This is a genomic window from Nocardia sp. CDC160, assembly GCF_035818795.1.
In the GTDB taxonomy this organism is placed as follows: domain Bacteria; phylum Actinomycetota; class Actinomycetes; order Mycobacteriales; family Mycobacteriaceae; genus Nocardia.
Genome location: NZ_JAYKYT010000001.1, coordinates 960,085 through 985,016, shown reverse-complemented (window position 1 = coordinate 985,016; position 24,932 = coordinate 960,085). Strand labels below are relative to the sequence as shown.

Annotated in this window: 24 protein-coding genes; 15 read left to right on the top strand and 9 right to left on the bottom strand. The window is 68.0% G+C overall.

Features of this window, described 5'->3' with window-relative positions; translation table 11 throughout:
- Positions 1 to 48: 48 nt before the first annotated feature.
- Complete coding sequence (locus VMT40_RS04390; protein WP_033089817.1) at positions 49 to 372, top strand: WhiB family transcriptional regulator; 324 nt, start codon at positions 49 to 51, stop codon at positions 370 to 372.
- 124 nt (positions 373 to 496) lie between these two features.
- Here VMT40_RS04390 and VMT40_RS04385 read toward each other — a convergent pair whose 3' ends face one another.
- Together VMT40_RS04385 and VMT40_RS04380 are read right to left on the bottom strand one after the other, a co-directional pair.
- Complete coding sequence (locus VMT40_RS04385) at positions 497 to 1,678, bottom strand: ArsA family ATPase (RefSeq protein ID WP_326356652.1); 1,182 nt, start codon at positions 1,676 to 1,678, stop codon at positions 497 to 499.
- A gap of 2 nt (positions 1,679 to 1,680) precedes the next feature.
- Complete coding sequence (locus VMT40_RS04380; RefSeq protein WP_326356651.1) at positions 1,681 to 2,703, bottom strand: ArsA-related P-loop ATPase; 1,023 nt, start codon at positions 2,701 to 2,703, stop codon at positions 1,681 to 1,683.
- A gap of 167 nt (positions 2,704 to 2,870) precedes the next feature.
- On the opposite strand from VMT40_RS04380, the gene VMT40_RS04375 reads away from it, so the two are divergent.
- The 3 genes from VMT40_RS04375 (at position 2,871) to VMT40_RS04365 (ending at position 4,427) form a co-directional block, all read left to right on the top strand.
- Positions 2,871 to 3,032: a DUF4177 domain-containing protein gene (locus VMT40_RS04375; RefSeq protein ID WP_086007868.1), complete on the top strand. Its 162-nt coding sequence runs from the start codon at positions 2,871 to 2,873 to the stop codon at positions 3,030 to 3,032.
- On the top strand, positions 3,032 to 3,541 hold the full coding sequence (locus VMT40_RS04370) for a RidA family protein (RefSeq protein ID WP_326356650.1): 510 nt from the start codon (positions 3,032 to 3,034) through the stop codon (positions 3,539 to 3,541). The genes VMT40_RS04375 and VMT40_RS04370 overlap by 1 nt, the downstream gene beginning before the upstream one ends.
- A gap of 79 nt (positions 3,542 to 3,620) precedes the next feature.
- The gene (locus tag VMT40_RS04365) at positions 3,621 to 4,427 is read left to right on the top strand and encodes an MBL fold metallo-hydrolase (RefSeq protein WP_326356649.1); all 807 of its coding nucleotides are present in this window, start codon (positions 3,621 to 3,623) and stop codon (positions 4,425 to 4,427) included.
- Positions 4,428 to 4,497: 70 nt separating this feature from the next.
- On the opposite strand, the gene VMT40_RS04360 is transcribed toward VMT40_RS04365, so the two are convergent.
- Together VMT40_RS04360 and VMT40_RS04355 are read right to left on the bottom strand one after the other, a co-directional pair.
- On the bottom strand, positions 4,498 to 5,172 hold the full coding sequence (locus VMT40_RS04360) for a Crp/Fnr family transcriptional regulator (RefSeq protein ID WP_019044571.1): 675 nt from the start codon (positions 5,170 to 5,172) through the stop codon (positions 4,498 to 4,500).
- 273 nt (positions 5,173 to 5,445) lie between these two features.
- Entirely contained in the window at positions 5,446 to 5,688 is a 243-nt protein-coding gene (locus VMT40_RS04355) for a hypothetical protein (RefSeq protein WP_033089361.1), read from the bottom strand.
- 271 nt (positions 5,689 to 5,959) lie between these two features.
- Between VMT40_RS04355 and nth the strand changes: the two genes are divergently transcribed.
- From nth to VMT40_RS04335, 4 genes are read left to right on the top strand one after another with little or no spacing between them, the layout of a single operon-like run.
- Entirely contained in the window at positions 5,960 to 6,640 is a 681-nt protein-coding gene (gene nth / locus VMT40_RS04350) for an endonuclease III (protein ID WP_326357191.1), read from the top strand.
- A complete protein-coding gene (locus tag VMT40_RS04345) occupies positions 6,637 to 7,296 on the top strand; it encodes a TlpA family protein disulfide reductase (protein WP_326356648.1) in 660 nt (219 codons plus the stop codon). Before nth ends, VMT40_RS04345 begins: the two co-directional genes overlap by 4 nt.
- 34 nt (positions 7,297 to 7,330) lie before the next feature.
- Positions 7,331 to 8,059 (top strand): NUDIX hydrolase, encoded by a 729-nt coding sequence (locus VMT40_RS04340; RefSeq protein WP_326356647.1) that lies wholly within the window; start codon positions 7,331 to 7,333, stop codon positions 8,057 to 8,059.
- Complete coding sequence (locus tag VMT40_RS04335) at positions 8,056 to 9,249, top strand: MarP family serine protease (RefSeq protein ID WP_326356646.1); 1,194 nt, start codon at positions 8,056 to 8,058, stop codon at positions 9,247 to 9,249. Before VMT40_RS04340 ends, VMT40_RS04335 begins: the two co-directional genes overlap by 4 nt.
- 67 nt (positions 9,250 to 9,316) lie before the next feature.
- Here the strand turns inward: VMT40_RS04335 and VMT40_RS04330 are convergent, their stop codons facing one another.
- The 4 genes from VMT40_RS04330 to acs form a co-directional block, all read right to left on the bottom strand.
- On the bottom strand, positions 9,317 to 10,270 hold the full coding sequence (locus VMT40_RS04330) for an alpha/beta fold hydrolase (RefSeq protein ID WP_326356645.1): 954 nt from the start codon (positions 10,268 to 10,270) through the stop codon (positions 9,317 to 9,319).
- A gap of 23 nt (positions 10,271 to 10,293) precedes the next feature.
- Positions 10,294 to 10,809, bottom strand: coding sequence for a phage holin family protein (locus tag VMT40_RS04325; RefSeq protein WP_326356644.1), 516 nt, complete (start codon positions 10,807 to 10,809; stop codon positions 10,294 to 10,296).
- Positions 10,810 to 10,850: 41 nt separating this feature from the next.
- Entirely contained in the window at positions 10,851 to 12,074 is a 1,224-nt protein-coding gene (gene nhaA / locus VMT40_RS04320; protein WP_326357190.1) for a Na+/H+ antiporter NhaA, read from the bottom strand.
- A gap of 205 nt (positions 12,075 to 12,279) precedes the next feature.
- Positions 12,280 to 14,229 carry an acetate--CoA ligase gene (acs, locus tag VMT40_RS04315; protein ID WP_326356643.1) on the bottom strand — a complete coding sequence of 650 codons (1,950 nt, stop codon included), beginning with the start codon at positions 14,227 to 14,229 and terminating at the stop codon, positions 12,280 to 12,282.
- A gap of 382 nt (positions 14,230 to 14,611) precedes the next feature.
- On the opposite strand from acs, the gene VMT40_RS04310 reads away from it, so the two are divergent.
- Genes VMT40_RS04310 through VMT40_RS04290 form a run of 5 tightly spaced genes read left to right on the top strand, consistent with a single transcriptional unit; the run spans position 14,612 to position 20,646 of the window.
- Positions 14,612 to 16,201, top strand: coding sequence for a peptide ABC transporter substrate-binding protein (locus VMT40_RS04310; RefSeq protein ID WP_326356642.1), 1,590 nt, complete (start codon positions 14,612 to 14,614; stop codon positions 16,199 to 16,201).
- Between the two features lie 60 nt (positions 16,202 to 16,261).
- The gene (locus VMT40_RS04305; RefSeq protein ID WP_326356641.1) at positions 16,262 to 17,188 is read left to right on the top strand and encodes an ABC transporter permease; all 927 of its coding nucleotides are present in this window, start codon (positions 16,262 to 16,264) and stop codon (positions 17,186 to 17,188) included.
- Entirely contained in the window at positions 17,181 to 18,155 is a 975-nt protein-coding gene (locus VMT40_RS04300; protein ID WP_326356640.1) for an ABC transporter permease, read from the top strand. The genes VMT40_RS04305 and VMT40_RS04300 overlap by 8 nt, the downstream gene beginning before the upstream one ends.
- A gap of 4 nt (positions 18,156 to 18,159) precedes the next feature.
- Positions 18,160 to 19,848: an ABC transporter ATP-binding protein gene (locus tag VMT40_RS04295; protein ID WP_326356639.1), complete on the top strand. Its 1,689-nt coding sequence runs from the start codon at positions 18,160 to 18,162 to the stop codon at positions 19,846 to 19,848.
- Positions 19,849 to 19,899: 51 nt separating this feature from the next.
- Positions 19,900 to 20,646 carry an oxidoreductase gene (locus VMT40_RS04290; RefSeq protein ID WP_326356638.1) on the top strand — a complete coding sequence of 249 codons (747 nt, stop codon included), beginning with the start codon at positions 19,900 to 19,902 and terminating at the stop codon, positions 20,644 to 20,646.
- A 497-nt stretch (positions 20,647 to 21,143) separates the two neighbouring features.
- Here VMT40_RS04290 and VMT40_RS04285 read toward each other — a convergent pair whose 3' ends face one another.
- The gene (locus VMT40_RS04285; RefSeq protein WP_326356637.1) at positions 21,144 to 22,028 is read right to left on the bottom strand and encodes an HAD family hydrolase; all 885 of its coding nucleotides are present in this window, start codon (positions 22,026 to 22,028) and stop codon (positions 21,144 to 21,146) included.
- A 356-nt stretch (positions 22,029 to 22,384) separates the two neighbouring features.
- Between VMT40_RS04285 and ssd the strand changes: the two genes are divergently transcribed.
- Complete coding sequence (gene ssd, locus VMT40_RS04280; protein ID WP_326356636.1) at positions 22,385 to 23,698, top strand: septum site-determining protein Ssd; 1,314 nt, start codon at positions 22,385 to 22,387, stop codon at positions 23,696 to 23,698.
- The gene (locus VMT40_RS04275) at positions 23,691 to 24,887 is read left to right on the top strand and encodes a TadA family conjugal transfer-associated ATPase (RefSeq protein ID WP_326356635.1); all 1,197 of its coding nucleotides are present in this window, start codon (positions 23,691 to 23,693) and stop codon (positions 24,885 to 24,887) included. The genes ssd and VMT40_RS04275 overlap by 8 nt, the downstream gene beginning before the upstream one ends.
- Positions 24,888 to 24,932 lie beyond the last annotated feature (45 nt).

The window sequence follows — 24,932 nt, the reverse complement described above, 5'->3', positions numbered from 1 at the left end:
TTCTGGAGCGCCGTGACCCGGTGTTCGGACTGCAAAGGGGCACACCAAATGCACATGACTACCCCGATCGCTCGATTGGACGTGGAGCAGGCCGAAGCGAGAATCGCCTGGGTTTCCCAGGCCCGATGCAAGGAAGTGGATCCCGACCAGCTGTTCGTGCGTGGCGCCGCGCAGCGTAAAGCGGCAACCATCTGTCGGCACTGCCCGGTTCTGATGGAGTGCGGGGCGGACGCCCTGGACAATCGCGTCGAGTTCGGTGTGTGGGGCGGCATGACCGAGCGGCAGCGCCGTGCGCTGCTCAAACAGCATCCGGAGGTGACGAGTTGGGCGGACTTCTTCCGCGTCCAGCGATCACAGAAGGTAGCGATGTAACCGAGTATCCCTTACCCAGATCCCCCCTATAAGCAGAACGGATCGAGCCCGCGGTAGCGGGCTCGATCCGTGTCCGGGGTCGGATCGGGCAAAGGGCGCGGAAGGGTCGAAAGACCCGGCCGTGTCAGGCGGGCTTGGCAGCCGCTGCTTCGACGAGCTGGTCTCCGACCGCGCGTAGCGCTTCCAGGTCGGCGACCTCGAACGGCAGGGCGGTGACCGCCACGATCGGGACGCTCGGGTGCGCGCCCGTGAAGCGATGCAGCAGATGCTGTTCCCGCTTCGCGGTGGCCGCCCGGTGGGCGTGGATGCGCAGCACCGCGGCCGCGAGCGACTCCGGCGTCTCCGAGACCGGTTCGGAGCCACTGCCGTTCGGCGACGTCAGGGGGGCTAGACGGTCCGCCGCGACCTGAGCCTGCTCGGCCGACAGCGAGCTCAACACCGGGTGCGTCCGATTGAGCACCAGACCCGCCAGCGGCATCTTGTCGGTCGAGAGCCGATCCACGAAGAAGCTCGCCTCGCGCAGCGCGTCCGGCTCGGCGGCGGCCACCACCAGGAAGTGGGTGCCGGGCCGCGAGAGCATGGCGTAGGTGCGGTCGGCGCGATCCTGGAAGCCGCCGAACATGGACTCCAGTGACTGCAGGAAGACACTGGCGTCTTTGAGCAACTGCCCGCCGACAATGGTCGAGACGCCGCGCAGCGCCAGGCTCATGGCGCCCGCCACGAATTTGCCGACCCCCCGGCCCGGGGCCATGATGACGCGAATCATCTTGCCGTTGAGGAAATTGCCCAGGCGCTTGGGCGCGTCCAGGAAGTCCAGGGCATTGCGCGAGGGCGGGGTGTCGACCACGATCAGGTCCCACTCGCGCTTGGACGCCAACTGCCCGAGCTTCTCCATCGCCATGTACTCCTGGGTGCCACCGAAGGAGGACGCGACGGTCTGGTAGATCGGATTGGCGAAGATCTGCTCGGCCTTCTCGGGGCTGGTGTGCTCGAGCACCATTTCGTCGAAGGTGCGGCGCATGTTCAGCATCATGGCGAACAGCTCGCCCTTGGCCTCCGGGCCGAGTTCGACCTTCTGCGGCACGTTTCCGAGGTCGCTCACGCCCAGCGACTGAGCCAGTCGGCGCGCCGGGTCGATGGTGAGCACCACGACCTTGCGGCCCGACTCCGCCGCGCGCAGCGCGATGGCCGCGGCCGTGGTGGTCTTGCCGACGCCGCCGGAACCGCAGCACACCACGATGCGGGCCGACGGATCGGCGATGATCTTCGAAACATCCAGGGGCACAGTGCCTGCCGGAACGACCATGACTAGCGAACCCCCTGGGCGCTCAAGACTTCGGCCAGCTCGTAGAGCCCGCCCAGATCCATGCCGTCGGTCAGGGACGGCAGGTAGAGCCGCGAGATGTCGACCGCCGACAGCTCCTCGGCGCTCTCGTCCTGGGCGGCCAGGCGGCGCGAATGCTCCACGGCCTCGGCGACCAGACCCTGGAAATCGGCCTCGGACAAGGTGATTCCGGCCTCCGTCAGCCCCGCCCGCAACGCGTCGACGTCGACCTCGCCCGTCGCGGCGCGTTCGCGGGTGTTCCGCGCCAGGTAGCCCTCGCTGGCCCGATTCACGATCACCGTGCCGATATTCAGGTCATTGGCCGTGAGTTCGGCGATGGCGTCGGCGGTTTCCTGCACCGGCAGCGCCTCGAGCAGGGTGACCAGGTGAATCATGGTCTGCGGTGAGTGCAGCAGCTTGGACACGCCCTCGGCCTGCGAGGCGATCGGGCCGCCGCCCGCGATCTCGGCCATGGCCTGGGTGACGTCGAGGAAGCTGGCGATGCGGCCGGTCGGCGGTGCGTCGATGACGATCTCGTCGTAGACCGGCTTGCCGGTCTTCTTGTCGACGCGCACCGCGCATTCCTTGATCTTGCCGGTGAGGATGACGTCCCGCAGACCCGGCGCGATGGTGGTGACGAATTCGATCGCACCCACCCGGCGCATGGCGCGACCGGCGAAACCCAGGTTGTAGAACATGTCGAGGTATTCGAGGAAGGCGTGCTCGACGTCCAGCGCCAGCGCGATCACCTCGCCGCCACCGTCCGCGGTGGCGATGCGAGTTTCGGTGGGCGGCAACGGCGGCAGATCGAACAGCTGCGCGATGGACTGTCTGCCCTCGACCTCGACCAGCAGTACGCGACGCCCACCCGCCGCGAGTGCCAGCGCCAATGCCGCGGCGACCGTCGACTTACCGGTCCCACCCTTGCCGGATACATAGTGCAAGCGGGCCTTGTCCGCTCGCTCCGGCCACCCTGCTTCGACCCCCGGCTCAACCGAAACGGGCACTGCTATCGGTACTCCCACGCTCGCGAGCCTATAACTCGTTCCGGATTCCTGCCCACAGGACTTGTCAACTGTCTGATACACCACTAGGGACTTGTATTTCCCAATCCCGCAGCGTAGTCGGAGGGCCTGGGGAACTGGGGTAACCGTGCCGGGGCTAGTCTCAGGCCATGAGTGATGTGACCGTGTGGGAGTACGCCACCGTGCCCCTGCTGACCCATGCCACCAAGGCCATTCTCGACCAGTGGGGTTCCGACGGCTGGGAACTCGTCACCGTGCTGCCCGGGCCGACCGGCGAACAGCATGTCGCCTACCTCAAGAGGAGGAAATGATGGCGGCATCGCAGAGCGATTCCGTTGGGGGTGGCGGCGGGGCGACGGGTCGGGCGGGGTGGGCCGAGAATCTGAAGGAGCTCGGGCTTGAGCTGCCTCCGGCTCCCAAGCCGGTCGCGGTGTACGTGCCCGGTGTGCGGTCCGGCAGCTACGTCTACACCTCCGGCCAGCTGCCGTTCGTCAATGGTGAGCTGCCGCTGACCGGCAAGCTCGGTGCGGAGATCAGCGTCGAGCAGGGCGCCGAGATGGCCAAACTGGCCGCGCTCAACGCGCTTTCGGTCGTGCACGACCTGGTCGGGCTCGACAATGTGGTGCGCATCGTGAAGGTCGTCGGCTTCGTGGCCTCCGCGGCCGGTTTCAACAGCCAGCCGCTGGTCATCAATGGCGCCTCGGAGCTGCTCGGCGCGGTGCTCGGCGACGCCGGGGTGCACGCGCGCTCGGCCGTCGGCGTCAACGAGCTGCCCCTGAACACGCCGGTCGAAGTGGAACTCATCGCCGAGGTTCGCTGACGCGAAGCCGTTGCGGCACAAGGCGAGTGTGGTGCGTTCAACCCTGGACGCACCGCACCCCGTGCACTAGGACGAGAAGATGACGCTCACCCATCCCGCGTATGAGCAACTGCGGCAAGTGACTCCGTCCGCCGCCGTGGTGCTGGCCGACAATCCCAACGGAATGACGTTGCAGGGCACGAACACCTGGCTGCTGCGCGCCCCCGGGGCAACGGAATACGTCCTGGTGGACCCGGGTCCGAAGGATCGCAAGCACACCGAGGCCCTCGTCCGCGAGACCGGCGGCGACATCGCCCTCACCCTCATCACCCATCACCACGCCGACCACACCGGCGGCATCGACCATCTGGTCAAGGCCACCGGAACCCCGGTGCGCGCCAAGGATTCCGAATTCCTGCGCGGCTCGGGCACAGTGCTGACCGACGGCGAGGTCATCGAGGCCGCGGGTTTGCGCATCACGGTGCTCGCCACCCCGGGACATACCGAGGACTCGCTGAGCTTCCTGGTGGATGGCCCCGACGGCGAACGGGTCCTGCTCACCGGCGACACCGTCCTGGGCAGTGGGACGACCGTCCTGGAATCCCGTGACGACGCGCTCGCCGACTATCTGGACTCCCTGAACCGCCTGGTGGCCGCCGCCCCGGGCCGCCACCTGCTCCCGGCCCACGGCCCCGACCATCCGGACGCCGAACCGGTCATCCGCTACTACATCGCCCACCGCGAGGAGCGTCTGAACCAGGTCCGCGCGGCGCTGGAAAAGCTCGGCCCCAAGGCCGGATCCCTGCGCATCGTCGCCGAGGTCTACGCGGACGTGGACAAGCGGCTGTGGCCAGCCGCCCAGAGCTCGGTCAAGGCCCAACTGGCCTACATCCGTTCCCGCGGTTAGAACACACGAAAGGACCGGGCATCGCCGCTACGGAGGTGACGCCCGGTCCATGCGTTGTAGTTGTGGCGGCTCAGCGGGCCCGGCGGGCCAGTCTCTCCGAGTCGGAGATCAGCACGCTCTTGCCCTCGAGTCGCAGCCAGCCGCGGTGCGCGAAGTCGGCCAGCGCCTTGTTCACGGTTTCGCGGGAGGCGCCGACCAGCTGGGCGATCTCTTCCTGGGTCAGGTCGTGGGTCACGCGCAGCGCGCCCGCTTCCTGGGTGCCGAAGCGCTGGGCCAGCTGCAGCAGCGCCTTGGCGACACGACCCGGCACGTCGGTGAAGATCAGGTCGGCCAGGTTGTTGTTGGTGCGGCGCAGGCGGCGGGCGAGAACCCGCAGCAGCTGTTCGGCGATCTCCGGCCGCTGGTCGATCCACGCCTTGAGGGCGTCCCGGTCCATGGTGACCGCGCGGACCTCGGTGACGGTGGTGGCCGTCGAGGTGCGCGGACCCGGATCGAAGATCGACAGCTCGCCGAACATGTCCGACGGACCCATGATCGTCAGCAGGTTCTCGCGACCATCGGGCGAACGGCGGCCGATCTTCACCTTGCCGGAGGTGATGATGTACAACCGATCGCCGGGCTCACCCTCGTTGAAGATGACGTGGCCGCGCGGGAAGTCAACGGGCTGCAGCTGTTTGGCGAGAGCCGCCACCGCGGTGGGCTCTACGCCTTGGAAGATGCCTGCTCTGGCGAGGGCCTCGTCCACGAATGTGCTCCTTATGGGAAATGGCTCTGTCCTGGACCGAAACGACTCGGCCGACAGTGCAGTCTACTTTGCAATACCGTCGGGTAGTGATAGACACCACGCGCCGAGCTCATTCTCGGACCCGCGTGGCCCCAGTACGCGACACGCAACGACGGTTTCGCGACACGCTTCCCTACGAATCTACGACACGCCGTGAGACCGGCGTCATGAAGATCGTAAAAAGTGGTCCGGAGCCCCAGGCTGCCGGACCACCCGACCAGAGATCCCGATGGATCAGCTGGCCTGTGCGACGTCCATTCCCTTGGCCGCGGGCCGGGCGCGCCGTGGACGCGCCGCCGCGGCGGGCAAACCCAGCTTGGTCAGATCACTGACCTCGGCATTCGTGGCTCGATCGAGGTACTGCTGGACTTCGGGGTCGGGTTCGAGAAGCTTGCGAAGTCGATTCTCGACCCGTTCCATCACCAACGCGAACAGCATCAGCGCTATCGGAAACAGCACCACAGCGAGTCCTTGCATAGGCAGCAGTAAACACGCCGAAGGTCTCAGATGGAACACGGCGGGTACTCAGCCCGGTTGTGGGACAGGGGTGGTTCCGTAAGGTGGACGCGTGCGTGTCTCTGAATCCAACGCGGCCGTGAGCGGGGCAGACCCGGATAAATCGGGCGTGTCGACAGCTGCTGACGAAGCGACGGCCGATGTCTCGGATGCGCCAGCGTTTTCGCGGCCCGGCAAAGCGAACAAGCGCGCCAAAGAGACTCGAATCGGCCTGGTCCGCCGGGCGCGGCGGATGTATCGGGATATGACCCTGGAGTTTCCGGACGCGCACTGTGAGCTGGATTTCACCACACCCCTCGAATTGGCGGTCGCCACAATTCTTTCCGCGCAGTGCACCGACGTGCGGGTCAACATGACCACACCGGCGCTGTTCGCGAAGTACCGCGGCGCACGCGATTACGCGGAGGCCAATCGCGCCGAGCTCGAGGAGTACATCCGGCCGACGGGCTTCTACCGCAACAAGGCCAATTCGCTCATCGGGCTGGGCCAGGAACTGGTGGAGCGCTTCGACGGCGAATTGCCGAACACCCTCGACCAACTGGTGACGCTGCCCGGCATCGGACGCAAGACGGCGAATGTCATCCTCGGCAATGCCTTCGATGTGCCGGGGATCACGGTCGACACCCATTTCGGCCGTCTGGTGCGGCGCTGGAAGTGGACGGCCGAGGAGGATCCGGTCAAGGTCGAGCACGCGGTCGGCGAACTGATCGAGCGCCGGGACTGGACCATGCTCTCGCATCGGGTGATCTTCCACGGCCGTCGCGTCTGCCACGCCCGCAAACCCGCCTGCGGCGCCTGCTTCCTGGCCAACGACTGCCCGTCCTTCGGCGAGGGGCCGACCGATCCGACCGAGGCCGCCAAGCTCGTCAAGGGCCCGGAGACCGAGCATCTGCTCGGGTTGGTGGGGCTGTGAGCGCCGACGCGGCGACGGGTAGGACCTGGTGGCGCTGGGTGCTGGCCGCGGTCATCGTCGCGGTCGCCGCGGCGGTCGCGCTGTGGCCGCAGTTCACGCGGCACGAGGACGGAAACGCCGCGACCGGCTCGACGACGGCCGCTCCGATCGAACCGGCTGTCGCCGAGGCGGATCGGGCCGCGGCCGCCCTGGCCGCCTGTCCGCAGCCGACCGGCGCACCCGTCGGCGACAGCCCGCTGCGCGGCCTCACGCTGACCTGTCTCGCCGACGGCAAGCCCGTGGATCTGGTTGCGGCACTGGCCGGAAAACCCGCCCTGCTGAACCTGTGGGCGTACTGGTGCGGACCGTGCGCCGAGGAACTGCCACTGCTGCAACGGTTCTCGCAGCAGGCCGGGAACGCGATCACGGTGCTGACCGTGCACAGCGATCCGGGTACGTCCAAGGCGCTGTCCCGGCTGATCGACCTCGGCGTCCACCTGCCCGGGGTCGAGGATTCGAATGCCAAGGTGCGCACCGCCGTTCACGCGCCCGCGGTGCTGCCGATCTCGGTGCTGTTGCGCGCGGACGGCACCGTTGCCAAGGTCGTGGTGCGACCGTTCACCAGCGTCGAGGACATTTCCGCCACCGTCGCGGCTGAATTGGGAGTGAAGGCGTGACGGACAGCGCGAGTGTCGGGGTGAGGGTGCGGTGATGAGAGTGAACGCGTCGACGAACGGGATTCCGGAGTGGTTGCGCGGTGTGGCCGAACACGATCCGGCCGATCCGACCGGGGTGAATCCGGTGCTGCGGCGAAGTGCCATGCGGCGCTTCGCGGCCGCGGCGACCCGGCCCAGGGATGCGGCGGTGCTGGTGTTGTTCGGTGGCTCCCCGGACGCGGATTCGACCGCGCCGGGCGGACTTCCGGCCGATGCCGATGTGCTGCTCACCCAGCGCGCCGCCACCCTGCGCCAGCACAGCGGTCAGGTGGCGTTCCCGGGCGGCGGGGTGGAGCCGCAGGACGACGGCCCGATCAGCACCGCGCTGCGCGAGGCCCAGGAGGAGACCGGCCTGGATCCGGCCGGTGTGGAGCCGATCGCGGTGCTGCCCAAGATCTTCGTGCCGCCCTCGCGGTTCGATGTGACGCCGGTGGTCGCCTATTGGCGCACCCCCGGCGAGGTCGGTGTGGTGAGCGAGACGGAGGCCGCCCGCGTGGCGCGGGTGCCGATCAGCGAGCTCATCGATCCGGCCAACCGTTTCGTGGTGCGGCATCCGCTGGGCTATATGGGTCCGGCGTTCGCCGTGGACGGAATGCTGGTGTGGGGGTTCACCGCCGGTGTGCTCGCGGGGCTGCTGGCGGTGTCGGGGTGGGAAACCGAATGGGACCATCACGATGTACGTGATCTGCAGGCCTCGCTGGCCGCGGTAGGGATGACATTATGAGCGCCTCTGGCTGGCTCGACCTCGGGATCATCATTCTGGCGCTGCTGGCCGCCACCTCCGGGTGGCGTCAGGGCGCGGTCGCCTCGGCACTGGCCTTCCTAGGCGTGATTCTCGGTGCGGTGGCGGGCATTCTGATCGCGCCGCACATTCTCAAGCACCTCAACGAGGGCCGGACCCGGGTGCTGGTGGGCGTGCTGCTCATCGTGGCGCTGGTGATCGTCGGCGAGGTCGCGGGCATGGTGCTCGGGCGCGCCGCGCGCGGCGGCATGCGGGATCCGTTCACCCGCAGCGTGGACTCCGTGGTGGGCGCGGGCCTGCAGGCGGTGGCCGTGCTGGCCACCGCGTGGCTGCTGGCGCTGCCGCTGACCAACTCCTCGCAGCCGGGTATCGCGGCCGCGGTCACCAACTCGCAGGTGCTGCGCAATGTCGATCACGTCGCGCCGGACTGGCTGCGGCGGGTGCCGACCGACTTCTCCAACCTGCTCAACACCTCCGGGCTGCCGGACGTCATCGGCCCGTTCGGACATGTCCCGATCACCGCGGTGGATCCGCCCGATGGCAGCGTGTTGCAGCTGCCGGTGGCCCAGCAGCTGCAATCCAGCGTGCTGCGCATTCGCGGCATAGCGCCGAGTTGCCAACGCCAGCTGGAGGGTTCGGGCTTCGTGGTGGCCCCCGAGCGCATCATGACCAACGCGCACGTGGTGGCGGGCACCAATAGCGTCAGCGTGGATACCGCGCGCGGGCCGCTGCCCGCCACGGTGGTGCTGTTCGACTCGTCCAAGGACGTGGCGATCCTGGCGGTGCCGGGCTTGAACGCCACGCCACTGGATCTCGCCCCGGCCGACGCCACCTCGGGTGAGAGTTCCATCGTGCTCGGCTATCCGGGCGGCGGGCGCTACACCGCCAGCGCGGCCCGCGTGCGCGAGACGCTGAACCTCAAGGGTCCCAACATCTACCGCGATGCCGACGTCAAGCGCGAGGTCTACACGATTCGCGGGCAGGTGCGGGCCGGTAATTCCGGTGGACCGCTGGTGGACACCGACGGTCGACTGCTCGGCGTGGTGTTCGGCGCGGCCGTCACCGACGACGACACCGGCTACGTGCTGACCCTGGACGAGGTGCGGCCGGAATTGAACTCGGCGGCAAGCCAATCGGCGGCGGTCGGCACGGGTAGCTGTGTCCTGAGCTGACTTCGGGCTGGGCTGGGCCGACGGGCTCAGCTCAGCGGCCGATGGTCTCAGCCCAGCGGCCGATGTCTCAGCCCAGCAGCTTGGCGATCTCCGCGGTCACCGGCTCCGGATTCTCCTGATGCGCATAGTGACCCGCGTCCGGAATAGCCACCACCCGCCGCTCCGGTGCGAGCTGCTGGCCGCGGCGCACGGTGTTCGCCAGGATGTACCGGTCCTGGTCGCCGTACATGGCCAGCGTCGGCACCCGCACCGGCTCGCTCATGGCCGCCATGAAACGCCTACCGTCGGGCCGCCATTGGCTACGGAAGGCCCAGCGCTGGTATTCCAGGGCACAGTGCGCCGCGCCGGGGATCCGAATGGCCGTGCGCATGCGGCGCGCGGTGTCGGTGAATTCCTGCGTGGCCGACCACCGTTCGCCGACCCGCGCGCGCAACATGAGCTCGATGGCGATGCCGTCGTCGCGGGTGAGCCGATGCTCGGGCAGGCGCGGCAGCTGGCAGTTCAGGAAACTCGGCAGCCAGGCCGAGCGCTGTCGCCGATCGCGCAGCACCGCCCGCTTCAGGGCGACCGGATGCGGGGAGCTGATCAGGGCGATGGACCGCACCACGCGCGGATGCAGCACCGCGGTCGCCCAGCACACCAGCCCGCCCTCGGCATGGCCGACCAGGGTGGCCTCGGTGTGCCCGAGCGCGCGAATCAGACCGGCCACATCACCGGCGAGGGTCCAGCCGTCGTAGCCGCGCGGCGGTTTGTCGGAGTCGCCGTAGCCGCGCAGGTCCACCGCCACCGCGCGGTAGCCGCGCGCCGCCAGCCCGGTCAGCTGATGCCGCCACGTCCACCAGAAGTCGCCGAAGCCGTGCAGCAGCACCACCAGCGGCGTGTCGGGGTCGGCGTAGACCGTGGTCCCCGCGGGCACGGCCTCGACCACGTGGAAGCGAATGCCATTGGCGTGCACATCCCGATGGGTCCACGGTCCGTCATAGCGGACGGTGGACGGATCGGGATGCGTATTCGACGACACGCCGATGGAGCGTAATCGAAGGTCTACGTCCGAGGCTTGCCGAGTTCGACTGTGGCGTCGGTCGTCTGCTCGTCACCGTGGCCGAAACCGCTGGGCAGCACGCTCTTCGCCTCCTTGAGCGACTCGATGGTCTTCTCCGGGGCGCGCAGCTTGCGCACCTTGAGATAGCCCAGCAGCGCGAACGCCGCCACGGCGGCGATCATGAGCAGGAACACCACCAGGAACGCGGCCCAGCGGTACAGCCAGATGTCGAGCAGCTCTGCCAGGAAGAAGAAAAAGAAGAAGGAGCTGAACAGCAGGATGGTCAGCGCCAGGATGAAGTAGACGCTGCCCTGCAGGCCCTTCTTGATCTCACCGGTCACCTCGGCCTTGGCGAGCTCCACCTCGGCGCGCACCAGGGTCGACATCTGCTCGGTCGCGTCGCGGACCAAGGTGCCGAAGGTGGCCGACTGATGGGCGTCGACATCGGACAGCGGAATCGAGGTGACGGTGCGGGTGCGGTTCCCGTCGTAGCCGTTACCGCCCTGTGTGAAGCTCAATTGCTCGACCCTTCTCCATGTCCCGGTAGTACTGTCCGGTGTCACTCTTGACTTTGCAGCGCTCGCGCGTCCCGTCGTGCCTGATGAGCACGCCCACGACGCAACAGTAGCGCCGAACCGGCCAGGGAAGCCGCCAAAGACGTGAGCAACACCGCCGCTTTTGCGAGTTCTGCCGCCGACCCGTCGCCGACGCCTTCCAGTGCCAGTTCTGCCACCAAGAGGCTAACGGTGAAGCCGATCGCCCCCAGTACCGACAGGGCGAACATGTCCCGATAACCGAGATCGGCCGGTCTCTCCGCTATACCCAATCGCACCGCGAGCCAGCTGAATCCGAAGATTCCCACGGTCTTGCCGACCAGCAGGCCCACGATGATGGCCAGCGCCAGCCGGTTGGTGAACATCTGCGAGAGCACCTTCGAATCCAGCGGGACGCCCGAGGCGAACAGCGCGAACAGCGGCACGCAGAGGGCCGCGGAGATGGGCTGGAAGAAGTGCTCGAGCTTGGCCGCGGGCACGCAGTGCTCGTCCTCGTCGTCGTCCGGGCGCACCCGGGTCAGTAACCCGCACGCCACACCCGCGAGGGTCGCGTGAATACCGGCCTCGTGCAGGGCATACCAGGACAGCAGGCCCAGCGGCACATAGATCAGGGGGCTGCCGAGCCGGAACTTCTGGCCCAGCGCCCAGCCCGCGAAGCACAGCAGCGCGATCACCAGCCACAGCATCTTCAGCGTGGTGGTGAACAGCACCGCGATGAGAATGATGGCGATCAGATCGTCGACGACCGCCAGGCTGAGCAGGAACACCCGGGCGCTGGCCGGGATCCGCGAGCCGGTCATGGCCAGCACCGCCAGCGCGAAGGCGATATCGGTGGCCACGGGAATGGCCCAGCCGCGGTCCATGCCCTCGATGCCGTGACCCACGGCCATGGCGATGAGCGCGGGCATGAGCACGCCGCCGACCGCGGCGACGATGGGCAGGGTGGCGCGTTTGCGGTCGGCGAGTTCACCGACCACCAGCTCGCGTTTGAGCTCGAGCCCGGCCACGAAGAAGAAGATGGCGAGCAGGCCGTCCTTGGTCCAGTCGGCCAGCGTGAGATCCAGGTGCAGTGCGGGAATCGCCAGCTTGGTGTCGACCATGGTGGTGTAGCTCGCCCCCCAGGGCGAGTTGACCCAGATGAGCGCGCCCGCGGCCGCGATGAGAAGGAGTGCGCCACCGAAGGTTTCGGTCCTCAGGTAGCGCGCCAGCTCCGAACGGACCTGAGTGATCACGGTGCAGCCTTTCGGTCGTAAGGGTCGACTAGAAAGCGGCGTGCGACACCACTCCAGGGACCTCGGCACAACCGCATGCCGACCAGACTTCCCGGCACACCTTTTGCGCAATTCTAACGGTTTGCCCGCGGAAACTTTTCACCGCACACGCGAAGAGGCCCCGCGACCACTGGTCGCGGGGCCTCGTGCTTGGCGTGCGCGTTTACGCCTTACCGGCCCGAATCGCCTCGAAGACGTTGGGGTCCACCAGGGTTGAGGTGTCGCCCAGTTCGCGCCCCTCGGCCACATCGCGCAGCAGGCGACGCATGATCTTGCCCGAGCGCGTCTTGGGCAGCTCCGGCACGACGTGGATCTCGCGCGGGCGGGCGATGGGGGAGATCTCGCGGGAGACCTCGGCCTTGAGCTCGGCGACCAGATCCGCGCCGGTGTCCTTGCCCTCGGCGGTGAGGATGACGAACGCCACGATGCCCTGACCGGTGGTCTCGTCGGACGCGCCGACGACCGCGGCCTCGGCCACGTGCGAGTGACCCACCAGCGCGGACTCGACCTCGGCGGTCGAGATGCGGTGGCCCGAGACGTTCATGACGTCGTCGACGCGGCCGAGCACCCACAGGTCCCCGTCCTTGTCGAGCTTCGCGCCGTCACCGGCGAAGTACCAGCCCTGCTCGGCGTAGCGCGCCCAATAGGTGTCCTTGTAGCGCTCGTTGTCGCCCCAGATGCCGCGCAGCATGGACGGCCACGGCTGATCCAGCACCAGGTACCCGTTGGCCTCGGTCTCGCCCAGCTCGACCGGATTGCCCTCCTCGTCAACGACTTTCGCCGAAATGCCCGGCAGCGGGGTCATGGCCGCGCCCGGCTTGGCGGCGGTGACGCCCGGCAGCGGCGAGATCATGATCGCGCCGGTCTCGGTCTGCCACCAGGTGTCCACGATCGGAGTCCTGTTGCCGCCCACCACCTCCCGGTACCAGCGCCAGGCCTCCGGGTTGATCGGTTCGCCGACCGAACCCAGCAGTCGCAGGCTCGACAGGTCGTGCGCCTCGGGAATCTCGCGACCCCACTTCATGAACGTGCGGACCAGCGTCGGAGCGGTGTAATAGATGCTGACACCGTACTTTTCGATGATCTGCCAGTGCCGGTGCTCATCGGGGAAGTTGGGGGTGCCCTCGTAGACGACCTCGGTGGCGCGGTTGGCCAGCGGGCCGTACACGATGTAGCTGTGCCCGGTCACCCAGCCGATGTCGGCGGTGCACCAGTACACGTCCTGACCGGGCTTGTGGTCGAAGACGTAGTGGTGGGTGTAGGCGGCCTGGGTCAGGTAGCCGCCGGTGGTGTGCAGGATGCCCTTGGGCTTTCCGGTGGTGCCGGAGGTGTAGAGGATGAACAGCGGGTGCTCGGCGTCGAAGGCCTGCGCCTCGTGCTCGGGGGAGGCCAGCGAGACGGTCTCGTCCCACCACAGGTCGCGGCCCTCGGTCATCGGGGTGTCGATGCCGGTGCGGCGCACCACGAGCACGTGCTCGACGGTCGAATCGCCTTCCGCGAGGGCCTCGTCCACCGCGGTCTTGAGCGGGGCGGGCTTGCCGCGCCGCCACTGCCCGTCGGTGGTGATGACCAGCTTGGCCGCGGCGTCGTCCACGCGCTGGCGCAGGGCGCTGGGGGAGAAGCCCGCGAAGACCACCGAATGGGTCAGGCCCAGACGGGCACTGGCGAGCATGGCCACGATGGCCTCGGGGACCATGGGCATGTAGATGGCGACGCGGTCACCGGCCACCAGGCCCAGCGCGGTCAGGTAGTTGGCCGCCCGCGACACCTCGGCCAGCAGTTCGGCATAGGTGATGGCGCGCGAATCGCCGGGCTCGCCCTCCCAGTGGATGGCGACCTGGTCGCCGTGCCCGTCGAGCACGTGCCGGTCCACGCAGTTGTAGGCGACGTTGAGCTTGCCGTCGGCGAACCACTTGGCGAACGGGGCGTCCTCCCAATCCAGCACCTGGGTGAAGGGCTGATGCCAGTGCAGACGCTTGGCCTGTTCGGCCCAGAAGCCTTCCCGGTCGCCTTGGGCTCGAGCATAAAGAGAGGCATCGCCATTGGCGGCTGCCGCGAACTCCGCGCTGGGCGGGTACGCGTCCAGGTGGTCGGCAGAGGATTCCGTGGTCATCTCGTCTCTTCTTCTCTCGCTTGCGGGCCGCGGCTGGGGTGACGGCGGCCACGTTCGACCCTAACCGACTGTGACCTGCGTCGTGTTTCGCCGTCTCGATCGGTGGGCGGTCGTGACGAACCTGTCAGAACGGGTATGAGCGAATCATGAACGCGAGGTTCGGACAGCTGTGCACTGTGCCACTCGGGGTCCTCTCTCCGTATGACCCATGTTGCCGAATTGCTAACAAGCTGAACATTCATGTTTCGATCCGCTGACAACACCGGCCGGGACGTTTACTGTCCGATTCACCCAAGGTGGATTGTTATAACCACCGGTGATCCCGCGTGGTTGTCCGGTCCGCCTTCGCACCCTTCCTGGACACGGGAGAAAAGCGTTGAGAATGAAGACGATTACCGCGCTGGCCGCTGCGGCGATTTTGGCGACCGGCCTGGCGGTGACAGGTTGTTCCTCCGGAGGCGGCGACGATTCCGGCTTCGTGACGGTCAACGGCGGTGAACCGCAACGGCCCCTGGTACCCACGGACGTCAACGAGAACATGGGCGGTCGCGTGACCGACCGGCTCTGGGCGGGCCTGAAGTACTACGACGTCAACGGCACCGCCCACAATGAGGTGGCGCAGTCGATCGAGTCGACCGATCGGCAGCACTACAAGATCACCCTCAAGGACTGGAAGTTCACCGACGGCACCCCGGTGACGGCGAAGTCCTTCGTGGACGCCTGGAACTACGGCGCGCTCTCCACCAATGGCCAGCTGCAGAACTGGGCCTTCGAGGGCATCGTCGGCTACGACGACGTCCAGGCGAATCCGCCCAAGGCGCAGACGATGTCGGGTCTGAAGGTGGTCGACGACCACACCTTCACCGTCGACCTGACCAACCCCTCGATCGACTTCGAGCTGAAACTCGGCTTCGCGCCGTTCTATCCGATGCCGGAGGCCTTCTTCAAGGATCCCAAGGCCGCCGGTGAGCACCCGATCGGCAACGGTCCCTACAAGTTCTCGACCTGGGAACACAACGTCAAGATCGAGGTGGTGCCGAATCCGGACTACCACGGCGGCCGCCCCGCCAAGAACCACGGGCTGCGGTTCGTGATGTACCAGTCCTACGACACCGCCTACGCGGATCTGTTGCAGGGCAATCTCGATGCCCTCGACATCATCCCGGACACGGCGCTGGCCACCTACGAGAAGGACCTGGGCGACCGGGCCATCCACAAGCCCATCGCCTACAGCCAGCACATCGGCATCCAGCCGACGGTGCCGCACTTCGCGGGCGAGGAGGGCGTGCTGCGGCGCAAGGCCATCTCCATGGCCATCAACCGGGAACAGATCGCGCAGAACATCTTCCACGGCACCCGCGTGCCCTGCCAGGACTTCACCGCGTTCACCCTGCCCGGCTTCCGCAAGGACCTGCCCGGCTCGGAGGTGCTGAAGTTCAACCCGGATCAGGCGAAAGCGCTGTGGGCGCAGGCCAATGCGATCTCGCCGTGGTCGGGCACCTACCAGATCGCCTACAACGCCGACGGCGGTCACCAGGCGTGGATCGAGGCGGTGGCCAACAGCGTCAAGAACACCCTGGGCATCGAGGCGGTCGGCGTGCCGTACCCGACGTTCAAGAACATTCGCGACGAGATCACCAACAAGACCGTCGGCAAGGCGTTCCGCTACGGCTGGCAGGGTGATTACCCCTCCATGTTCGAGTTCCTGACCTCGCTGTACCTCACCGGTTCCGGGACCAACAACACGCAGTACTCCAACCCGGAGTTCGACAAGCTGCTGAACCAGGCCCAGGGCGCCGCCACCCCCGAGGCCGCCTACGACATCCTCGCCCAGGCGCAGCAGTTGCTGTTCAAGGACATGGCCGACATCCCGATCTTCGACTACAACGTCGCGGCCGGGCGCTCGGACAAGGTGAAGAAGGCCGAGGTCTCCTGGTCGGGTCTGTTCGACTTCGAGAACATCGAGAAGTAAACCGCCACACGGGGGCCCGCCGCACCGGCGCGGCCCCCGCTCTCATATAGGAGCCGAAACATGGCTTGGTATGTCGTGCGGCGGTTGCTCCAGATGATTCCCGTCTTCATCGGAGCGACGCTGCTCATCTACGCGATGGTGTTCCTGATTCCGGGCGATCCGATTCAGGCGCTGGCCGGTGACCGGCAGATGACACCGGCGATCGAGGCGACGCTCAAGGCGCGCTACCACCTCGATCAACCCTTCTACATCCAGTACCTCGAATACCTGAAAGGCATTGTCACCCTGGACTTCGGCACCTCGTTCTCCGGACGTCCGGTGCGCCAGGAGCTGGCCCGCGCCTTCCCGATCACCTTCCGGCTGGCCATCATGGCCGTGTGCATCGAGTTCTTCTTCGGTGTCGCCTTCGGACTGGTCGCGGGACTGCGCAAGGGCAAACTGTTCGACTCCACCATGCTGGTGGTGAGCCTGATCATCATCGCCGTGCCGATCTTCGTGGTGGGCTTCCTGGCCCAGTACCTGCTCGGCATCAAATGGGGTGTCGCGCCGGTGACGGTCGGCGGCAAGGCGAGTTTCACCGATCTGCTGGTGCCCGCGTTCGTGCTCGGCTCGCTGTCGTTCGCCTACGTGCTGCGGCTGACCCGAAACGCGGTGGCGGAGAACATGAGTGCCGACTACGTGCGCACCGCGACCGCCAAGGGCCTGAGCCGACGGCGGGTCATCGTGGTGCACATTCTGCGCAACTCGCTGATTCCGGTGATCACCTTCGTCGGCACCGATCTGGGCTTCCTCATGGGCGGTGCGGTCGTCACCGAGGGCATCTTCAACATTCCCGGCGTGGGCGGCACCCTGTACCAGGCCATCACCCGCGGCGAGCCGCCCACCGTGGTGGCCTTCGTGACCGTGCTCATCGTGATCCTGCTGCTGACCAACCTGATCGTCGATCTGCTCTACGCCGCACTCGATCCGAGGATCCGCTATGCCTGAGCCGCAGACCGAAATCCGGGCCGAGACAACCAACGAGAACCGTCCCGGGCAAGAGCATTTCGTGGCCCCGCCGGACGAGGTCGAGGTGCTGGCCACCGACCGGGTCGACGAGGCCGCCGCGCCGACCAGCGTGTGGCGCGAGGCCTGGCATCAGCTGCGTCGCAATCCGATCTTCCTGGTGGCGGCGCTGCTGATCCTGTTCATCCTGCTCGTCGCCATCTGGCCGTCGCTGTTCAGCGGCCAGGATCCGCGGTACTGCAGTGGCGATTTCAGCATGCATCCGCCGTCGTCCGGGCACCCGTTCGGCTTCGACAAACAGGGCTGCGACATCTACACCCGGACCGTCTACGGGGCGCGGGCCTCGGTCGAGACGGGGCTCGGCGCGACCCTGCTGTTCGTGCTGATCGGCGGCACGCTCGGCGCGTTCGCCGGGTACTACGGCGGACTGCTCGACGCGGTGGTGTCCCGCATCGCGGAGATCTTCTACGCGCTGCCGCTGACCCTGGCCGCCATCGTGCTCATGCAGCTGTTGCACACCCGCACGGTGTGGACCGTCATGATCACCCTGGCCTCGTTCAGCTGGCCGCAGGCGGCCCGCATCGCGCGCGGGGCGGTGATCCAGGCGCGCAACAGCGAATACGTCACGGCGGCAAAGGCCTTGGGGGTCTCCAGATTCCGGACCCTGATCCGGCATGTGCTGCCCAACTCGACCGGGCCGCTGATCGTGGTCAGCACCATTTCGCTGGGCGTCTTCATCGTCACCGAGGCGACGCTGTCCTACCTGGGCGTCGGGCTGTCCCGGCAGATCGTGTCCTGGGGTTCGGATATCGCCGCGGACCAGAAGGAGATTCGCACCTCGGGAATCCTGTTCTATCCCGCCACGGCGCTGGCGCTGACGGTGCTCAGCTTCATCATGCTCGGCGACGCGGTGCGAGACGCGTTGGACCCCAAGGCCCGAAAGAGGTGACGACATGACCGAACCACTGCTCGACGTCCGCGACCTGAACGTCTGCTTCACCTCCGAGGGCAAGCAGGTCCCGGCGGTACGCGGCGTGAATCTGACGGTGTACCCGGGCCAGACCGTCGCCATTGTCGGCGAGTCCGGCTCCGGCAAGTCCACGACCGCGCACGCCATCATCGACCTGCTGCCGGGCACCGGCCAGATCACCTCCGGCTCCATCACTTTCGATGGGAAGGACCTGGCCAAGGCGTCCAAGCACGACATCGTCAAGGTGCGCGGCAAGGGCATCGGCTTCGTGCCGCAGGACCCCATGTCGAATCTGAATCCGGTCTGGAAGATCGGCTTCCAGATCCGGGAAACCTTGGAGGCCAATGGGATAGCCAAGGGCAAGGCGGCCAAGCAGCGCGCGATCGAACTGCTCTCCGAGGCGGGCATGCCGGATTCGGAGCGCCGGGTGAATCAGTATCCGCACGAGTTCTCCGGCGGTATGCGCCAGCGCGCGCTCATCGCCATGGGTCTGTCGTGTCGGCCCAAACTGCTCATCGCCGACGAGCCGACCTCGGCGTTGGACGTGACCGTGCAACGGCAGATCCTCGACCATCTCGACGGGCTCACCGCCGAACTCGGCACCGCGGTCCTGCTCATCACCCATGATCTGGGGCTCGCGGCCGAGCGAGCCGAGCATCTGGTGGTCATGTACCGGGGCCGGGTGGTGGAATCCGGTCCGGCACTGCGGATTCTGCGCGAACCGCAGCACCTGTACACCAAGAAGCTGGTGAACTCCGCGCCGTCGCTGGCCTCGCAGCGGCTCTCCTCGGTGCACAAGCGCGCCGAGGTGCGCGAGCAGGCCGTCGCCATGGCCGGGCAGCTGGCCGAGACCGATGCCGAATTCGCCAGTGCCCCCGACGATGTGATGGTGGTCGAGGGGCTCACCAAGGTGTTCCGCATCCGCGGCAACGCACCGTGGAAGTCGACCGAACTGCGGGCCGTGGACGATGTGTCGTTCACCCTGCGGCGCGGCACCACCACCGCCATCGTCGGTGAATCCGGCTCCGGCAAATCGACCGTGGCGCAAATGGTCCTGGGTCTGCTGCCACCCACCTCGGGCCGTGTCACCTTCGACGGACGCGAGGTCGCCACGCTGGATGCCAAGGGCGCGTTCGCCTTCCGTCGCCGCGTACAGCCGGTCTTCCAGGACCCCTACGGCTCCCTGGATCCGATGTACTCGATCTACCGCACCATCGAGGAGCCGTTGCGCACCCACCGCATCGGCACCCCGAAGGAACGCGAGGCCACCGTGCGCGACCTGCTCGACAAGGTCTCGCTCCCGGCCTCGGTCATGCGGCGCTATCCGAACGAGCTCTCCGGCGGCCAGCGTCAGCGCGTCGCCGTGGCCCGCGCGCTGGCGCTCTCGCCGGAGGTGGTGGTCTGCGACGAGGCCGTCTCGGCCCTGGACGTCCTGGTGCAGGCCCAGATCCTCCAACTGCTCAACGAGCTTCAGGCCGAGCTGGGACTCACGTACCTGTTCATCACCCACGACCTGGCCGTGGTTCGCCAGATCGCGGACGATGTCCTGGTCATGTGTCAGGGCAAGGTGGTCGAGGCGGCCTCCACCACCGAGGTCTTCGACAATCCGCAGTCGGACTACACGCGCCGCCTGCTCGAGGCCATTCCCGGCCGCGACCTGCTGGTGAGCTGACCGACCGGGTGTCGTGGGTCACCACGGCACCCGGCAGTAGCCTCGTACCTCGTGACCGACCCGCTGCAGCCCCTCGTCGACCTGCCCGGCGTGCGCGACGCCGCCGACAAGGCCCGTGACGCCCTCGCCGAGGTGCACCGCCACCGGGCGAACCGACGCGGCTGGCCCACCACCGCCGCCGAGGCCGCCGTGCGCGCGGCCCGCTCCTCCGCGGCCATCGAGGGCGGCACCATCGACCTGCCCGCCGACGGCCGGGTCGAGGACCCGATCCTCGCGGGCTCGCTGCGCGTCGGCCAGGCCCTCGACGCCGAGGCGCTGACCAACCTCGTCGGCGTCTGGCAGCGCGCGCCCCTGCAGGCCCTGGCCCGCCTGCACCTGCTCGCCGCCGCCGACATGGTCGACGACGACCAACAACTCGGCCGCCCCCGCAATGTCCCCGGCGTCGCCGAACGCCTGGACCTGCTGGCCCAAACCATCACCACCACAAAGGCCCCCGCGCCCGTCATCGCCGCCATCGTCCACGGCGAACTGCTCTCCCTGCGCCCCTTCGGCACCGCCGACGGCATCGTCGCCCGCGCCGCCTCCCGCCTGGTCGCCGTGTCCAGCGGCCTGGACCCCCACAGCCTCGGCGTCCCCGAAGTCTTCTGGCTCCGCCGCCGCCAGGCCTACCTGGACGCCGCCGCCGCCTTCGGCATGGGCACGGCAGAAGGTGTGGGCGGCTGGGTGATCTTCACCTGCGGCGCGCTGGAAGACGGTGCGCGAGAGGCCCGTTCGATCGCCGACTCGGCTACGGGGTAACTCCCGCGAAGTCTTTTGGGGGTTCGGGGGCGAAGCCCCTGAGAGTCCGAGAGTTGTTCCTACACATCAAAGCGGGCGGCCACATCAAAGCGGGCGGCGCCGTCGCGTTATGCGACTTCACCGCCCGCGTAGCACGGACTACCCGGTTACCAAGCGTGCTTCTCGGGTTGTGTTCTAGCGGCCTCGGCGAGCTCTCCAGGATCCGGTGGTTCATCCCCGCTTGGATGCGAGGCCCTCGCCGTCGAAATCCCGGATAACGCAGGCCCACAACTACTCGTGCCCTTGTCGCGGCGTGCTCCGCGTGGGTGCCTGGTGTCCGTGCTGGGAAGGGTGGGATGGGAGGTCGAACCTTCTCTTCCGATCCGATCTTGGCCTTCCGTCCTTCCGTGCATCCATTGTTACCCCGTGACCGCCATCACATCAAGACCTGGGGAAACATTGAAATACCCGGCGTGTTCGATGGTTTTTGCGTCCGGGCGTTTCCGACTGATCGGGTGTCAGCGTCGGCGGCGCAGCAGCCGGTAGGTGAGGGCACCGGCGGCCACCGCGCCGAGGCCGACCGCGGCGGTCGCGGCGACCGTGGTGGTGGTCGGGGCCGGGATGCGGGCCCACAGTGAGACCGGGTTGGAGAAGGTCAGCACGGGCCAGCCGCGGGCGCTGGCCTCCCGGCGCAGGCCGCGGTCGGGGTTCACCGCCGTCGGGTGGCCGACCACCTCGAGCATGGGCAGATCCGTGATCGAGTCGGAGTAGGCGTAGCAGCGCGAGAGATCGTAATCGTATTGCGCGGCAAGCTTTTCGATCGCCTCGACCTTGCCCTTGCCGTAGCAGTAGAACTCGACTTCGCCCGCGTACTTACCGTTTTCGATGACCATGCGGGTGGCGGCGAAGTGGTCCGCGCCCAGGGCCGCGGCGATCGGCGCGACCATCTCCTCGCCCGAGGCCGACACGATGATCACGTCGTGGCCTCGAATGCGATGGTCCGCAATGAGATCGGCGGCCTCGGCGTAGATGAGCGGATCCACGATGTCGTGCAGGGTCTCGGCGACGATCGCGCGCACCTGGTCGACATCCCAGCCCGCGCACATCTTGGTGAGATGCTCGCGCATGCGCTCCATCTGGTCGTGGTCCGCGCCCGATAACAAGAACAGGAAGTGCGCGTAACTGCTCTCCAGCACCGCGCGGCGGCTGAGAAGACCCTGGTCCAGGAACGGCTTGCTGAACACGAAGGCACTCGACCTGGCGATCACCGTCTTGTCGAGATCGAAGAAGGCGGCGACTCGTCCGCGTTCGGCTGTCACGCGTCCAGGATATGGTTCGGCGGCGCGTCGTGGGCATCTTGGGCGTGGCGCGCGGGTCCGCGCGATGGACCTGCCCTTTTTCATGCGCGTGGCGGACCCGGGTGGCGGCGGTCACTTCGGCGGTGGGAATTGTCCGGGTTAGCCAGTCGGAAGCCGAGCCGTCAGGGCGGGAAAAAGACTCGCCGGGCGGACTTGCAATCCTGCCGGGGCTTGGGTGTAGTATCGCAATTACCTGGACATGGTCCAGGCGCGTTCAGCCCGACCCCCCGGGGCTGAACCCGACGGCCCCAGCCTCCTCCCCCCCCCGGCTGGGGCCGTCCTCTATTTCCGGACAGGTCCGGCTCCGCATCCTCGCCTCGAGTTCTGCACAGGCCGCGTGTTATCCACACTCGCCGTGCGGGCCCTGTCGCCGACTTCCGAATCGGGCGACGCTGACCAGCATGAACTCCGAAGCCGCCACCCCACCGGCCCTGTCGCTGGTCGCCGATCCCCGCTTGCGCGATGAGATTCGCCGCATTGCCGCCGCGGCCGACCGTCCGCTCGACGAGCGGGTGCCGCCGCCCGGCCGCCATGCCTGGGGCGCGGCCTCGGTGATCATCCTCGACACCGCCGCCGCGCTTAGCTGCACATCCGCCGAGCACCCCCGCCGCGCCGGAATCCTCCTGGTGACCGACGGCGAACCGGGTTTGCTCGACTGGCAGGCCGCCACCGCCGCCGGGGCCGAGGCGGTGCTGGCCCTCCCGACCGCCGCCGACGCTCTCATCGCCGCCTTCGCCGCCCACGACGGTCGCCGCCCGGGTGACGGCGCGGTGCTGGCGGTCGCGGGTGCCGGGGCCGGATCGGGCGCGTCGGTGCTCGCCGCGGCCGTAGCCCTCACGGCCGCAGGCCGTTTCCGGGATCGCACGCTGTTGGTGGATTGCGCCCCGTACGGCGGCGGGCTCGATCTACTGCTCGGGCTCGAGAAGGCTCCGGGGCTGCGGTGGCCCGATCTCACCATCGAACGCGGCCGCGTGTCGGCATCGACATTGCATGCCGCGCTGCCGGTTGTCTCGGGGTTGGCGGTGCTGTCCTGTGGAAGGGGCACTCCCGCACACGATTCCGGCGTGACCGTCGGCCGCGCCCTCGAAATCGATTCACCCGGAACGGAAGAGGATTCAGGGGCCGAGGTCGTCGGCCTGATCGAGCGCGATACCGCCGACCCCGCCCGAGATCCCGACATCACTGCTGCCTCGCTCTCGCCAGCGGCGGTGCGGGCCGTGATCGAAGGCGGGCGTGCCGCGGGTGATCTGGTGGTCGCCGATCTCTCCAGTGACCATGGGCCGTACACCGATCAGGCTCTCGACAGCGCTGACCTGGTGGTGCTGGTGACCCAGGCGCGCCTGCGGTCGGTCGCGGCGGCCGAGTCGGCGGCGGCCTATCTCGGTGCGCGCAATCCGAATGTGCGGGTGATCGTCCGAGGGCCGTCGCCGGGTGGGCTCGCCGCGACCGATATTGCCGCGGCCCTGGGGATTCCGCTGCTGGCCACGGTTCCCTCCCAACCCGGACTCGCCGAGCGTCTGGAACGGGGTGGACTCACCGTTCGCCGCCGGGGGCCGTTGCGCACCGCCGCGGAAACCGCCCTGACGGCGCTGTTCGCGGACTACTCGGAGCCACGCCGCAATCCGGTCCGCCCGGAGGCCGCCTGGTGGCGTATCGCGCGCTCACACCACGCGGCGGTGCACCGAACAGCCCGTGTGCAGGTGCGCGATGAGTGAACTCGTGACGGCGGAGCTGCTCGAGCGGGTGCGGGAGCGGCTGGCGGAGGGCACCGCCGATCCCGATCCGGCGCGGGTGGCGGCGGCCATCCGGGCCGAGGCGGGCGGGGTGCTGGCCGATACGGATCTCCTGCGCGCCTTGCGATTGCTGCAGACCGAGATGACCGGTGCGGGTGTGCTCGAATCGCTGCTGCACGATCCCGAGGTGGCCGATGTGCTGGTCACCGGGCCGGATTCGGTGTGGGTGGACCGCGGCCACGGCCTGCGGCGCACCTCGGTGCGGTTTCCGGACGAGGCCTCGGTGCGGCGGTTGGCGCAGCGATTGGCGCTGGCGGCGGGCCGCCGCCTCGATGACGCACAGCCGTGGGTGGACGGTCGGCTGGCGGGATCGGAAGCGGCGCTGGGGGATTCGTTCGGTGTGCGGCTGCACGCGGTGCTGTCCCCGATCGCACACGGCGGGACCTGCCTGTCGCTGCGGGTGCTGCGGCCCGCCACCCTGGGACTGGATGCCCTCGCCGCGGCGGGCACGGTACCTCCGGACGCGAAGGCCTTGCTGGAGCGCATTGTTCGAGCCCGCCTCGCGTTTTTGGTCATCGGCGGCACCGGGTCGGGCAAGACCACCCTGCTGTCCGGGCTGCTGGCGAAGGTCGCCCCGACCGAGCGCATCGTCTGCGTCGAGGACGCCGCCGAGCTCGCGCCGCCGCATCCCCATGTGGTCCGGCTCGTCGCGCGACCCGCCAATATCGAGGGCGCGGGCCAGGTGACGGTGCGTGATCTGGTCCGCCAGGCCCTGCGCATGCGCCCGGATCGCATTGTCGTGGGCGAGGTCCGGGGTGCCGAGGTCGTCGATCTCTTGACTGCCTTGAACACCGGCCACGACGGTGGCGCGGGCACCGTGCACGCCAACTCGCCCGGCGAGGTCCCGGCTCGGCTGGAAGCCCTTGCGGCCCTGGGCGGTATGCCCGCCGCGGCGCTGCACAGCCAACTGGCGGCCGCCATCCAGGTCATCCTCCATGTCCATCGCCATACCGACGGCCGCCGCACGCTCAGGGAGATCGGCATGGTCACCCCTGTCGACGGTCGCGTGCGCATCACACCCGCCTGGACCGCCGACGGCTGCCCGGCCCCGGCCGCCCCGGCTCTTCGCAATCTCCTCGACGAAAGGACCGCAGATGATCCCCACGAATGAATCGGCCGATTCGGAACCGTCACAGCCGAGCCCCGGCGGCGGTAA

Excerpts from the sequence above, each read along its gene's own strand:
- VMT40_RS04385 (WP_326356652.1), bottom strand. The coding sequence starts at position 1,678 with ATGGTCGTTCCGGCAGGCACTGTGCCCCTGGATGTTTCGAAGATCATC.
- VMT40_RS04285 (WP_326356637.1), bottom strand. The coding sequence starts at position 22,028 with ATGAAAAAGGGCAGGTCCATCGCGCGGACCCGCGCGCCACGCCCAAGA.
- VMT40_RS04370 (WP_326356650.1), top strand. The coding sequence starts at position 3,032 with ATGGCGGCATCGCAGAGCGATTCCGTTGGGGGTGGCGGCGGGGCGACG.
- VMT40_RS04365 (WP_326356649.1), top strand. The coding sequence starts at position 3,621 with ATGACGCTCACCCATCCCGCGTATGAGCAACTGCGGCAAGTGACTCCG.
- VMT40_RS04375 (WP_086007868.1), top strand. The coding sequence starts at position 2,871 with ATGAGTGATGTGACCGTGTGGGAGTACGCCACCGTGCCCCTGCTGACC.
- nth (WP_326357191.1), top strand. The coding sequence starts at position 5,960 with ATGTATCGGGATATGACCCTGGAGTTTCCGGACGCGCACTGTGAGCTG.
- VMT40_RS04355 (WP_033089361.1), bottom strand. The coding sequence starts at position 5,688 with ATGCAAGGACTCGCTGTGGTGCTGTTTCCGATAGCGCTGATGCTGTTC.
- VMT40_RS04275 (WP_326356635.1), top strand. The coding sequence starts at position 23,691 with ATGAGTGAACTCGTGACGGCGGAGCTGCTCGAGCGGGTGCGGGAGCGG.
- VMT40_RS04340 (WP_326356647.1), top strand. The coding sequence starts at position 7,331 with ATGAGAGTGAACGCGTCGACGAACGGGATTCCGGAGTGGTTGCGCGGT.
- acs (WP_326356643.1), bottom strand. The coding sequence starts at position 14,229 with ATGACCACGGAATCCTCTGCCGACCACCTGGACGCGTACCCGCCCAGC.
- VMT40_RS04335 (WP_326356646.1), top strand. The coding sequence starts at position 8,056 with ATGAGCGCCTCTGGCTGGCTCGACCTCGGGATCATCATTCTGGCGCTG.
- VMT40_RS04305 (WP_326356641.1), top strand. The coding sequence starts at position 16,262 with ATGGCTTGGTATGTCGTGCGGCGGTTGCTCCAGATGATTCCCGTCTTC.
- ssd (WP_326356636.1), top strand. The coding sequence starts at position 22,385 with ATGAACTCCGAAGCCGCCACCCCACCGGCCCTGTCGCTGGTCGCCGAT.
- VMT40_RS04295 (WP_326356639.1), top strand. The coding sequence starts at position 18,160 with ATGACCGAACCACTGCTCGACGTCCGCGACCTGAACGTCTGCTTCACC.
- VMT40_RS04300 (WP_326356640.1), top strand. The coding sequence starts at position 17,181 with ATGCCTGAGCCGCAGACCGAAATCCGGGCCGAGACAACCAACGAGAAC.
- VMT40_RS04310 (WP_326356642.1), top strand. The coding sequence starts at position 14,612 with ATGAAGACGATTACCGCGCTGGCCGCTGCGGCGATTTTGGCGACCGGC.
- VMT40_RS04390 (WP_033089817.1), top strand. The coding sequence starts at position 49 with ATGCACATGACTACCCCGATCGCTCGATTGGACGTGGAGCAGGCCGAA.